Source organism: Collinsella sp. AF11-11 (genome assembly GCF_003465485.1).
Lineage (GTDB): Bacteria > Actinomycetota > Coriobacteriia > Coriobacteriales > Coriobacteriaceae > Collinsella.
This window is the reverse complement of sequence record NZ_QSAS01000006.1, coordinates 1-12,215: the sequence shown is the minus strand read 5'-3', so window position 1 is coordinate 12,215 and position 12,215 is coordinate 1. Positions and strand designations below refer to the sequence as shown.

Here is a 12,215-nt window from a genome sequence, read left to right as displayed (position 1 = left end):
AGGAAAGGAAACAGATATGGCAGAGAAGACCCCGGTCGAGCAACTTACGTACAAGCAGGCCTCGCAGGAGCTGGAGCTCATCATCCGCAGCCTGGAGTCGGGCGATATGGAGCTCGAGGAGTCGCTCGAGAGCTACACCCGCGGCGTCGAGCTCCTCAAGAGCCTGCGCACCCGCCTGTCCGATGCCGAGCAGAAGGTCTCGGTGCTCCTTAGGGACGTCGACGGCAACGACGTGCTCGCCGACGGCGAAGCCGCCAACACCGACGACAGCCTCTCGTTCTAACCATTCCGACCAAATATAATCACCTTGGTCTGTGAGAAAGGAACCAACCATGTGCGATTGCATCTTCTGCAAAATTGCCAGCCACGAGATCCCCTCGACCGTTGTCTATGAGGACGATCAGGTCATCGCGTTCGACGACCTTAACCCCCAGGCGCCGGTCCACACGCTCGTGATCCCAAAGAAGCACTACGGCGACATCGCCGACAACGTGCCGGCCGAGACCATGGGCGCCATGGTTCACGCCATCCAGGAGGTCGCCAAGGCCAAGGGTCTGGAGGACGGTTTCCGCGTCATCTCCAATAAGGGCGTCAATGCCGGCCAGACCGTCATGCACTTCCACCTGCACGTCCTCGGCGGCAAGAACCTGGGCGAGAATCTCATCTGAGGGCGCGTAGCCCGTCGACTTGGCTGCCTTTGGAGTAATCTATGCAGCTTTCTCAACTCGAATACCTTCAAGCGGTAGCGAACTATGGCGGCGTGCGCAAAGCAGCTCGCGCCGTTCATGTGAGTCCGCAGGCCGTTTCGTCGGCAATGAAAAAGTTGGAATCTGAGTATCAGATTGTTTTGCTCGACCGATCGGCGGGGGAGGCTGTTTTGTCTCCGGCGGGCAGAGAATTTGCACGTCGTGCACGCGTGATCTTGGCACAAGTCGACGATCTCAAAAAGTACGCTCAATCGAGGGGCGACGGCGTTTCGCCCGATGGCCACTTTCGTCTTTACGCCCCCTGCCTTCATGGACGGGGGCGCCTTTTTGCCGAAAAATGGTATGACTCGTTTGAACGCTCGCACCCTCAGATTCATCTTGATGTGTGGCATCAGCCAACGGCAACATGCTTTGAATCACTTATACTTGGAATTTCGGACGCGGCTATCTCATTCGAGGAACCACGGGACAGCGTCCTTTCTTCAAAATATTTGGGTGAAAAAGAGCTCAAGGTTCTTTCGTGCCCAGCGGGTCATCAATCTGTGGGCGCCATGACCATTCGCGAGTTACTGGGCGGCAGGCTCGCTGTTCCCATTAATTTGTCACCCTGTCTCAATGCAATCAATCAATGTTCCGAAGCCCAGCTCGTCAATTTTCGCTTCCGTGATGTTGAATACGGAAGCAGGGCTCAGACTGAGTTTCTTCAAGCCGGGGGATTGATATTGAGTTTGTCTGGGTCCTCTCTCGCATCGGATGGGTCAGAAGTGAGTGAGTGCTCCATTGAAGGTTCGCGTGATGTAACCTTGCCTATCTACTTTTGCTATCGGCAAAATTCCTGGACTGATCGACACCAGACGGTTTTTCTGCACCTATTGCGTCATCTTGCTTCGTGAAATGAATTGGCTTCGAGACGTCAAGTGATTATTGACGCCTTGTAACACATAGCTGACAGCTTTGCCCTCATGCTTTTCCAAGATTCCGATTTAGATTGTTGACTCTTGGAGGGCGGAGCATGAAAAACCGTACGGTTTTGCTTTATATGACGTTCGTTTTTCTGTCGAACTTCAGCACCATTTTGTATTTTCTGACGGTTTACCTTGAATTCGTCGGATTCTCGATGGTGGCGATTTCTAGCATGATGATTGCATATCAAGTGAGCAAGTTCATCCTCGAAGTTCCCACTGGCTATATTGCTGATAGGTTTGGACGAAAGACAAGCGGTCTCGTTGGCGTCGTGGGGATGCTTGGATACTACGCCGCCCTGCTTCTCGTCCGTTCCCCTCTGCTTTTAATCGGTGCGTTCGCTCTCAAAGGTTTTGCCGTTGCATGTCTGAGCGGATCCATAGAAGCGATTTACATAGACAGCGTCTCTCAGGACCAGCTCGTAAGACTTAATGTCGTTGAGCGATTTGTTTTCTATGCCTCTTATGCCATCTCCGCTTGCGTGGGCGGTTTCATTTCGTCTGCTGGCGCGTATCTCATTGGGCTTTCGGTCGATATCATCGTCATGGTGTTGACGTTGGTTGTCGTTGTCTGCATTCCTGAGATGCGAAGAGGGGGCACTGCGGGGACACCTGAGCGTGGAATTAGCCCGAAGATGATCGGTGCCGCTATTGCGGGTAATGGCATTCTTCGTTCAGCGTTCATCATGGACTGTTCTCAGGCATTTGCTTTTGTCGCCCTGGAAGACTTTTTCTCACTGCTGCTTGCGGGTCGCGGAATGAATGCCGTCGCTTCGGGTGTGACCATTGCGGTCCAGCTCCTTGCCTCGGCCTCCATGGGGCTTATTGTGCCCAGTGTGATTGTTCATGTCGACAAGAGCCGTTTTGCGCGTATTTGCGGCATCATTCGCTTAGTATTGACAGCTTTGTTTTTGATTCCCCTTACTCCGGCTAATTTGCTGCCCGTGTTCTATGTGCTGCAGACGGTTGCGTACTCGTTATTTGCTCCAATCAAATACTCAGTTTTCCAAAATGCCGCCGATTCTTCGATGCGCTGTTCACTGATTTCGGTTCAAAGCCAGATGGTGGCGGTGGGTGCCATCCTTTTCTATCTGTTCAATGCTGCGTTGGGCAGCATTGCGGGCATTCGAGTCATATTGCTTGTCGCGCTCGGGATTTCTTCTTTGGCGTATATCCCCGCGCTATTTCGTCTTACAAGTCAAAGGCCATGCGTATTTAGGCACTGATAACTTATATATCAACGCAATAAACCCGAGCGCGAGGGCGTTTGGGTTTATTATTGAAGCGTATGTAACCTGGCGGCGCCACACCGCCTGTTAGTAGGGAGACACATGAACGTTCTGGTCGTCAACGCGGGATCTTCGACCCTTAAGTATCAGGTCATCGATACCAAGTCCCACAAGGTGTCCGCAAAGGGCTCCTGCGAGCGCGTCTGCTTTACCGGCGGTACCTTCACCCACGCTGCCAACGGTTCCAAGAAAGTGACCGAGAACATCGAGTTCCCCGACCACAAGGTCGCCATCGAGGTCGTTCTGAAGGACCTCGAGGCCAACGGCGTCAAGATCGAGGGCATTGGCCACCGTATCGTTCAGGGCGGTTGGTACTTTGGCGATTCCTCTCTCGTCGACGAGGATGTCCTCGCCAAGATCCGCGAGGTCGCTCCGCTCGCTCCGCTGCACAACAACCCCGAGGCCAACGTTATCGAGTACTGCCTCGAGCAGTATCCCGACCTGCCCAACGTCACGGTCTACGACACCGCTTTCCACTTCAACATGCCCGAGGTCGCCAAGACTTACGCCCTGCCCAAGGACGTCTGCGACAAGCTGCACATCCGTAAGTACGGCGCCCACGGCACCAGCTACCGCTACATCTCCAAGAAGGTCGCCGAGATGACCAACGGCGAGGCCCGCAAGGTCGTCGTGTGCCATATCGGCTCCGGCGCTTCCCTGTGCGCCATCGAGGACGGCAAGTGCATGGACACCACCATGGGCTTGACGCCGCTCGACGGCGTCATGATGGGCACCCGCTGCGGCTCCATTGACCCGGCCACCGTGTGCTACCTGCAGCGCGAGGGCGGCTACACCTTCGACGAGGTCGACGAGATGATGAACAAGAAGTCCGGCCTTTTGGCTGTGACCGGCGGCAAGACCAACGACTGCCGCAACGTCGAGGAGCTCGCCGCCGCTGGTGACCCCGATGCTCAGCTCGCCTTCGACATGTTTGTCTACAAGATTGCCGCCAAGGCTGCCGAGATGGCTACTTCTATGTGCGGTATGGACACCCTGGTCTTTACTGCTGGCATCGGCGAGCACGCTCCGGCGGTCCGCGCCGGCGTTGCCGACCGCCTGGCCTTTATGGGCGTCAAGATGGATCATGCCCGCAACGCCCTGCGTGGTGACGGCGCTTGGTGCCTGTCTGCCAAGGATTCCAAGGTCAAAATCTTTGTCATCCCCACGGACGAGGAGTTCATGATCGCTTCTGACGTCGAGCGCATCGTCAACGGCAAGTAATTGCAAGAGGGGAGGGGCTGGACGACCGAGCGCCGTTCAGCTCCTCTTTTGTACTCGTTGGGCGATATGCCTGATAGCTATTTATCAAGTTGTGATAACTTCTTATTAACATGCGGCCGCCTTAAGGGGTCTGCGCCGACCGTATCGCACTGCAAAGGAGTCTCATGAACGTACTTGTTGTCAACGCCGGCAGCTCGAGCCTTAAATATCAGCTTTTGGATACCGATACCCGCGAGGTTTTCGCCAAGGGCAACTGCGAGCGTATCGGCTCGGAGATGGGCATCTTTGGCCACTCCGAGAACGGTGGTGCCAAGCAGACCGAGGAGATTCCTTTTCCCGATCATCGCTGCGCCATTGCGCGCGTGCTCGAGGAGCTCGAGAAGACCGACTTTACGATCGATGGCATCGGCCACCGTATCGTTCAGGGTGGCTGGCACTTCGATGATTCCGCGGTCGTCGACGATGAGGTCATGGCTAAGATCCTCGAGGTTGCTCCGCTCGCCCCGCTGCACAATTACGGCGAGGCCGCGGCAATCGAATATTGCCGCGAGAAGTATCCGGAGCTGCCCAACGTGGCCGTCTTCGACACCTCGTTCCACATGACCATGCCCGAGGTCGCCTACACCTACGCGCTGCCCAAGGACGTGTGCGACAAGTACCACGTGCGCAAGTACGGTGCCCACGGCACGAGTCACCGCTATGAGTGGATGATGGCCAAGGAGATCCTGGGCTCGCGCTGCCACCGCCTGCTCTCGTGCCATTTGGGCAACGGCGCCTCGCTTGCCGCCATCGAGGACGGTGTATGCCGCGATACCACGATGGGCCTCACGCCGCTCGACGGCCTGATGATGGGCACCCGTTGTGGTTCCATTGACCCGGCTACCGTGTGCTACCTGCAGCGCGAGGGCGGCTACAGCTACCAGGAAGTCGATGACATGATGAACAAGCAGTCTGGTCTGCTTGCCATCTCGGGCATCTCCAACGACGCCCGTGACATCCGTACGCGCGCCTCCGAGGGCGACGAGCGCTGCCTGCTCGCCTTCGATATGTTCGCCTACAAGGCCATGCAGCAGGCCGGCTCCATGATCGCTTCCATGGCGGGCGTGGACACCATTACCTTTACCGCCGGCATTGGCGAGAACGACTGGTCGATCCGCAAGGCTTTCTGCGACTGCTTCGAGTGGCTGGGCGTGCGCATCGACAACAACAAGAACCGCGAGGCCGTGGGTAACGGCCCGCAGGTCATCAGCGCCGCCGGCTCTTCCGTCACGGTCATGGTCATCCCCACCGACGAGGAATACATGATCGCCCACGACGTCGAGCGTTTGACCGCGAATAACTAGTGCGTTCGCTTGCGATTGAACGAAAGGCCTCCTGAGCAGCAGCTCAGGAGGCCTTTTTGCTAGCAGGCGGAAATTCGAGTCCCAAAGTGATCATCACCAGTAACGCCAGCGCTCCCAGCAACGACACCCATTCATTCAGATCCTCAGCCCCAGCTCGTAGCCAAGCCGCCGTCCACTCCAGATGTTCTGAATGCTTCGTGGCAGTAGAAGGCCGTACGGGCTAACCCCTGAAAACATTCCGCAGACCAGAAACGCCCCCGTTCGTAGCTCCGAAGGAGCAGAACGGGGGCGTTTCATTGGTCGAGGACGTTTTCAGGGGTTAGCCCGTACGGCCTTCGGGCGAGTGCGTCCGCTACTCAGCCATCTGAGCCTGGACGGCGGTGATGGCTACGACACCCACGATGTCGTCGGCAGAGCAGCCGCGCGACAGGTCGTTGACCGGCTTGGCGATGCCCTGCAGAATGGGGCCGTAAGCGTCGGCGCCGGCGAAGCGCTGGACCAGCTTGTAGCCGATGTTGCCGGCCTCGAGGTCGGGGAACACGAGCACGTTGGCCTTACCGGCGACGGAGGAGCCGGGAGCCTTGAGCTGGGCGACGGTGGGGACGATAGCAGCATCGAGCTGCAGGTCGCCGTCGATGGCGAGCTCGGGTGCCTTCTCCTTGCAGAACTTCACGGCCTCCTGGACCTTCTTGGCGACCTCGCCACCGGCGGAGCCCATGGTGGAGTAGGAGAGCATGGCCACGTGCGGCTCAACATTGCCCATAAAGGTGGACCAGGAGTGGGCCGAGGCGATGGCGATCTCGGAGAGCTCGTCAGAGGACGGGTTGATGTTGAGGCCGCAGTCGGCGAAGATCAGCGTACCGTCGGTGCCGAATTGCGGGGTGTCGGTGCACATCACGAAGAAGGCCGAGACCAGCTTGGTGCCCGGGGCAGTCTTGAGGATCTGCAGCGCGGGGCGCAGGGTGTCGGCGGTGGAGTGGCAGGCACCGGAGACCAGGCCGTCGGCATCGCCCATCTTGACCATCATGGTGCCAAAGTAGGTGGCGTCCATCACCTGGGCACGAGCCTGCTCGATGGTAACGCCCTTCTTGGCGCGGAGCTCGGCAAACTTCTGTGCGTACTCCTCGTGCTTCTCGGCATTGCGCGGGTCGATGACGGTGGCGCCGGGAACGTTGATCTCGTTGGGATCGCCCAGGATGACGATGTTGGCCAGGCCTTCTTCGATGATCTTGTTTGCCGCGACGATGGTACGCGGATCCTCGCCCTCGGGCAGGACGATCGTCTTAAGGTCGGCCTTGGCGGCAGACTTCATACGGTTCAGGAAATCGCTCATGATACTCCTTACAAGCGTTTCGCTAAGCTCCAGGCCCTCGGCTGTACACGAATAAACCCGCTGCTAGCGGGTTTACCTTTCAATAATGTACGCCGCGGTGCTTGAGCTTTCCTTGTGTGGCAAGCTCATTATAGGACGCATTAGCGCTATAATCGCTCTGATAAATATGTCTCGACGTATGTTCGAGAAAAAGCCCAGTTAAAAAGCGTGTGGCTTTTGACAAGGAGTATCGATGCAGATTACCTCAGGCCTGCCTGAAGGCTTTAATGCCGGTGCGTACGACATGATCGTTGTCGGCGCCGGTTATGCCGGTGCCGTTTGCGCCCGCCGTCTTGCCGAAACTATCGGCTATCGTGTTGCCGTTTTGGAACGTCGCGGCCACATCGCGGGTAATGCCTACGACTGCACTGACGAGGCCGGAATCCTGGTCCACGAGTACGGTCCGCACATCTATCACACTTTTAATGAGCGCGTCCATAACTTCCTGTCGCGCTTTACCAAGTGGACGGACTACCAGCACAAGGTGCTCGCCAACATCAACGGCACCCTCATGCCCGTACCCTTTAACCATGCGAGCCTCAAGCTCGCCTTTGGCGATGAGCGCGGCGAGGAGCTGTATCAGAAGCTCGTGGAGACCTTTGGCAAGGACGTCAAGGTGCCCATTATGGAGCTGCGCAAGAAGAACGACCCGGATCTTGCCGAGGTCGCCGATTATGTCTATGAGAACGTCTTTTTGCATTACACCATGAAGCAGTGGGGCCAGACGCCCGACCAGATCGACCCCTCGATCACCGGCCGCGTTCCCGTCTTTGTGGGCGATGACGATCGCTACTTCCCGCAGGCTCCTTTCCAGGGCATGCCGCAGGACGGCTATACCGCGCTGTTCGAGCATATGCTCGATCACGATCTGATCGACGTATTCTGTGACGTAGACGCCCGTGACCTCTTTGAAATCGACGAGACCACCGTCAAGATCGACGGCAAGGTCTATGGCGGCGAGATCGTCTACACCGGTCCGCTCGACGAGCTATTCAACCTCGACCTGGGCGCGCTGCCGTACCGCACGCTCGATATGAAGTTCGAGACGCTCGATATGGACCAGTTCCAGCCCGTGGGCACCGTCAACTACACCACGAGCGAGGACTATACGCGCATCACCGAGTTCAAGAACATGACTGGTCAGGTCCTGCCCGGCAAGACCACCATCATGAAGGAGTACTCCAAGGCCTATACGCCCGGCTCGGGCGAGACGCCGTACTACGCTATTCTGGAGCCCGAGAACCGTGAGCTCTATGAGCGCTACCTTGAGCGCGTCCAGAACCTGACGAACTTCCACCCGGTGGGTCGTCTGGCCGAGTATCGTTACTACGATATGGACGCCGTGACCAATTCTGCCCTCGATCTTTCGGATGAGATTATCGCCTGCCATGCATAAAGTCATAACATTCGGTATTCCCTCGTATAACGCCGCCAAGGATATGGACCATTGCATCACCTCCATCTTGGAGGGGAGCAATTACGCCACCGATATCGAGATTATCGTGGTGGACGACGGCTCCAAGGACGAGACGGCCGCCAAGGCCGACGAGTGGGAGGCCCGTTATCCTGGAATCATCCGCGCGGTGCACCAGGAGAATGGCGGCCACGGTATCGCCGTCCTCTCGGGCCTGCGTGAGGCGCATGGTACGTACTATAAGGTCGTTGACTCGGACGACTGGCTCGACGGTGCGGCGCTTTCGACCATGCTGTCGATTCTGCGTGGCTTTGAGGAGCGCGACCAGCGCGTCGACCTGTTTATCTCGAACTACGTGTACGAGAAGGTTTACGAGGGCACGCATACCGCTATTGGCTACAAGTTTGCCCTGCCGCGCAAAAAGATTTTCTCTTGGGACCAGATCGGACACTTCCGTCCCGATCAGAACCTGCTCATGCACAGCCTGTGCTATCGCACCGACGTACTGCGCGAGTCCAATCTGCCTATGCCGGCACACACGTTCTACGTGGATAATATCTACGCATACGTGCCGCTGCCGCGCTGCAAGACCATGTACTACGCCGACATCGACCTCTATCGCTACTTTATCGGTCGCGAGGGCCAGAGCGTCAACGAGGCTACGATGGTCAAGCGCCTGGGTCAGCAGTTCCGCATAACGCGCATCATGATGGAATCGTTCCACCTGTACCAGGACGTTGAGTCCTCGCGTCTGCGTTCGTACATGATGGGCTACTTCACCATGATGATGGCTATTTGCTCGGTGCTCACCAAGCTTTCCGAGGAAGATTGTGCCGATGAGCGCCTGAAGACGCTGTGGAAGGACCTGAAGGAGTACGACGAGCGCATGTATCGTCGCGCTCGCTACGGCGTGGTCGGATTCTTTACCAACCTGCATGGACGGGCCGGAGACAAAACCACACTCGGCCTATACCATCTTGCCTCAAAGATCTTCAAATTCAACTAGCTGCTGAGTAATCGCTGCTGATAGGTTGACTGGGCCCCTTGGCCTTTAGTTTGCTACTGCGAACAGTCCTGCTCGCACGGAAAGCACATTAAGTGCTTTCCGGCTCGTGCGGAACTTGTATCAAACTAAAGGCCAAGGGGCCTCTGCTATAAGAATCGATTGTCAGGAAGTTGAATTTGAAGATCTTCGACGCGTGGTACAAAGGGGCCTGGGCTGAAAAGAATTTGGTTGGTAGGTTGCCCGGTGGGGTTTGGTTATGTTTGTCGCGAGTTCCGCACGAGCCGAAGAGCACTTAATGTGCTCTTCGTGCGAGCCAGGACTGTAGAGCAGCAAACATAACCAAACCCCACCGGGCAACCGGACGAGCTAGTTTACTTTGCGGCGCCGGGTATGCCGTGGGAGGTTTTGGCGTTTTTGGCTCCGTTTACGATGGCGGTCTGTAGGGCCCTTACGGCGAGCATGCCCAGCAGGTCTAGGGGAACGGCGGCGCTTGCCTGGGCGCCCAGTTTGCCGCTGGCGAGGGTGTAGATGGTGTCGCCGTCGTTGGTGGTGTGCGTGGGACGGATGGCGTGTGCGTAGGCGTCTGCGGCCATCTGGGAGACCTTGGTGGCTTGTGCCTTAGTGAGTTCCACGTTGGTGACGATGCAGCTGATGGTGGTGTTGGTGCGGTCGAGCGGCATCTGCATGGATCCGGCGGCGGCAAAGGCTGCGAGCTCCATGTCGACGATCTGGTCGCTATCTGCTGCGGCGCGCATACCAGCGACCCATTCGCCGGTGAAGGGGTCGACGACATTGCCGCAGGCGTTGACCGAGACCACGGCACCCACCTTAACAGGGCCGAGTGCCACGGCGGCAGCGCCTAGGCCGGCCTTCATGCAGGTGGCGGGGCCCATGAGCTTGCCCACGGTGGCACCGGTGCCGGCACCTACATTGCCCTGCTCGAGCGTGGTGGGGGTGTTGTCGAGCGCCTCGCGCACGGCGGAGATGCCAGCCTCAATGTCGGGGCGTACGGCGGGGTCGCCAAAGGCGAGGTCGAAGATGCAGCTGGAGCACACGATAGGCACCTGCGTGGGGCCGACGGGAAGGCCGATGCCGCGGCTCTCAAGCTCGCGAGCGACGCCGCTTGCGGCCTCCAGGCCAAAGGCCGATCCGCCCGAAAGGCAGACGGCGTGGACCTTGTCGACGGTGTTCTCGGGACGCAGCAGGTCGGTTTCGCGCGATGCCGGGGCACCGCCGCGAACGTCAACGCCGCCGGTGGCGCCCTCGGGTGCCACGATTACGGTGCAACCGGTGCCGGCCTCCTCGTCCGTGTAGTTGCCAAAGCAAAAGCCATCGACATCGCAAACGTCAATGGCCTCAAGCAGTGTATCCATGTTTTACTCCTATCGGTTTTCCGCCGGGCCTTATGCCCGGTCGGGATCCGTACGGTACGCCGAAATTGTAGGCGCTGGGGGATACCCAGCGCCAGATGCAATTACGATAGTTTTTGAATCGCACGCGCGACGCGAGCGATGGGCAGGCCCACCACGTTGTAGAAGTCGCCCGAAATATCATGCACGAGCATGCGCCCGCCTGTGCCCTGGATGCCGTAGGCGCCGGCTTTGTCCATGGGCTCGCCCGAGGCGACGTAGCGCTCAATCTGCTCGTCGGTGAGCTCATAGAACGTCACGTCGGTCACATCGACAAACGACAGGCTCTCGGCGGCATGCGGAGCGGCCGTGTCGCCTGCCTTAACGATGCAGACGCCGGTTGCGACCTGGTGCGTGCGGCCCGAAAGCTCGCGGAGCATGGTGCGCGCCTCGTCCTCGGTTGCCGGCTTGCCCAGAATCTTGCCATCGAAGGTGACAATAGTATCGGCCGCGACGGTCAGTTCGTTGGGCTCGGCATGCTCGGCGGCAACGGAGGCGGCTTTGGCGCGTGCTAAGCGTTCAACGAGCGTAAGCGGGGCCTCGCCATCAAAAGGCGTTTCGTCGATATCTGCGGGAATCACGTGAATGTCATAGCCCGCCTCGCGCATCAACTCGATGCGGCGCGGTGATTGCGAAGCCAAAATCATAGCTGAATGCCCTCGGCGACCTTCTCGACGGCCTTGTCGCCGGCGAGTGTGCGCAGCAGCTCAAGCGCAAAGGGGAGCGACTGGGCCATGCCGCTGGCGGTGATGATGTTGCCGTCTTGCGTAACCTTCTCGCCGGTATAGGCGCCTTCGGGGAAGCTTTTCTCAAAGCCAGGGAAGCACGTGGCCTGGCGCCCCTCGAGTAGGTCGAGCTCGCCCAGGATAAACGGGGCGGCGCAGATGGCGGCAACGTGCTTGGTCGCGGCGAACTCGCAGACCACGTCGCAGACGCGCTGATCGGCGCGCAGGTTGGTGGCACCGGGCAGGCCGCCGGGCAGCACGACGCAGTCGTACTCGTCAAAGTTGATCTCATCAAAGAGCGCATCGCAGGTCACGGGGATCTGCAGCGAGCTTACGACCTCACGCGTGGGCATGATCGAGACGAGCGTGGCACGCACGCCGCCGCGACGCATGACATCGACCATGGTCAAGCATTCAATAGTTTCAAAGCCATCGGCGGCGAGAACGGCAACGCTGGGCATGAGGGCTCCTTTCATGGGCGGCATACAATTAGCCGTCTTATACCCCGAAGACCTCCGCTTGCCACGCTCGATTTCCCAATGTTTAAAATAGCCCCGTCCGAATTAGCTACCCCACCCATCCTCAACAATCTCAATCTGTAACATCCATCGACCAAAACTAGCCCCAACTGTTACAGATCGAGACAGTCCCCAACAGCACCGCCCCGTTCGGGGAAACGACCGCTACAGGTACGGCGGGCAGAGGCTCACTTTTTTCTTCGGTTGATTTCCAATCTCAGCCGAACACATTGAGCAAATAGGCCGTTC

At 58.2% G+C, this 12,215-nt stretch carries 12 protein-coding genes; 8 read left to right on the top strand and 4 right to left on the bottom strand.

Annotation, left to right across the window (positions count from 1 at the left end; all coding sequences use genetic code 11):
• Nucleotides 1-16: 16 nt before the first annotated feature.
• The 6 genes from xseB (at nucleotide 17) to DWV58_RS05235 (ending at nucleotide 5,522) form a co-directional block, all read left to right on the top strand.
• Nucleotides 17-283, top strand: coding sequence for an exodeoxyribonuclease VII small subunit (gene xseB, locus DWV58_RS05260; RefSeq protein WP_117776413.1), 267 nt, complete (start codon nucleotides 17-19; stop codon nucleotides 281-283).
• Nucleotides 284-332: 49 nt separating this feature from the next.
• Nucleotides 333-668 (top strand): histidine triad nucleotide-binding protein, encoded by a 336-nt coding sequence (locus tag DWV58_RS05255; protein ID WP_117776412.1) that lies wholly within the window; start codon nucleotides 333-335, stop codon nucleotides 666-668.
• A 41-nt stretch (nucleotides 669-709) separates the two neighbouring features.
• Nucleotides 710-1,600, top strand: a complete 891-nt coding sequence (locus tag DWV58_RS05250; protein WP_117776411.1) for a LysR family transcriptional regulator — start codon at nucleotides 710-712, stop codon at nucleotides 1,598-1,600.
• A 119-nt stretch (nucleotides 1,601-1,719) separates the two neighbouring features.
• Entirely contained in the window at nucleotides 1,720-2,895 is a 1,176-nt protein-coding gene (locus DWV58_RS05245; protein WP_117776410.1) for an MFS transporter, read from the top strand.
• A gap of 105 nt (nucleotides 2,896-3,000) precedes the next feature.
• The gene (locus DWV58_RS05240; RefSeq protein ID WP_055309796.1) at nucleotides 3,001-4,179 is read left to right on the top strand and encodes an acetate/propionate family kinase; all 1,179 of its coding nucleotides are present in this window, start codon (nucleotides 3,001-3,003) and stop codon (nucleotides 4,177-4,179) included.
• A gap of 164 nt (nucleotides 4,180-4,343) precedes the next feature.
• Nucleotides 4,344-5,522, top strand: a complete 1,179-nt coding sequence (locus DWV58_RS05235) for an acetate/propionate family kinase (RefSeq protein WP_117735754.1) — start codon at nucleotides 4,344-4,346, stop codon at nucleotides 5,520-5,522.
• 352 nt (nucleotides 5,523-5,874) lie between these two features.
• Here DWV58_RS05235 and pta read toward each other — a convergent pair whose 3' ends face one another.
• Nucleotides 5,875-6,855 (bottom strand): phosphate acetyltransferase, encoded by a 981-nt coding sequence (gene pta, locus DWV58_RS05230; RefSeq protein WP_089573084.1) that lies wholly within the window; start codon nucleotides 6,853-6,855, stop codon nucleotides 5,875-5,877.
• A 232-nt stretch (nucleotides 6,856-7,087) separates the two neighbouring features.
• Here pta and glf point away from each other — a divergent pair, with 232 nt between their 5' ends.
• Both glf and DWV58_RS05220 read left to right on the top strand, forming a co-directional pair.
• Entirely contained in the window at nucleotides 7,088-8,290 is a 1,203-nt protein-coding gene (glf, locus tag DWV58_RS05225) for a UDP-galactopyranose mutase (RefSeq protein ID WP_055252340.1), read from the top strand.
• Complete coding sequence (locus tag DWV58_RS05220) at nucleotides 8,283-9,314, top strand: glycosyltransferase family 2 protein (RefSeq protein ID WP_117773936.1); 1,032 nt, start codon at nucleotides 8,283-8,285, stop codon at nucleotides 9,312-9,314. Before glf ends, DWV58_RS05220 begins: the two co-directional genes overlap by 8 nt.
• Nucleotides 9,315-9,685: 371 nt before the next feature.
• Here the strand turns inward: DWV58_RS05220 and DWV58_RS05215 are convergent, their stop codons facing one another.
• The 3 genes from DWV58_RS05215 to DWV58_RS05205 form a co-directional block, all read right to left on the bottom strand.
• A complete protein-coding gene (locus DWV58_RS05215; protein ID WP_117773937.1) occupies nucleotides 9,686-10,687 on the bottom strand; it encodes a P1 family peptidase in 1,002 nt (333 codons plus the stop codon).
• Between the two features lie 101 nt (nucleotides 10,688-10,788).
• The gene (locus DWV58_RS05210; RefSeq protein ID WP_117773938.1) at nucleotides 10,789-11,370 is read right to left on the bottom strand and encodes a nucleoside triphosphate pyrophosphatase; all 582 of its coding nucleotides are present in this window, start codon (nucleotides 11,368-11,370) and stop codon (nucleotides 10,789-10,791) included.
• Nucleotides 11,367-11,909 carry a DJ-1 family glyoxalase III gene (locus DWV58_RS05205; RefSeq protein WP_117638209.1) on the bottom strand — a complete coding sequence of 181 codons (543 nt, stop codon included), beginning with the start codon at nucleotides 11,907-11,909 and terminating at the stop codon, nucleotides 11,367-11,369. The genes DWV58_RS05210 and DWV58_RS05205 overlap by 4 nt, the downstream gene beginning before the upstream one ends.
• Between the last annotated feature and the right edge of the window lie 306 nt (nucleotides 11,910-12,215).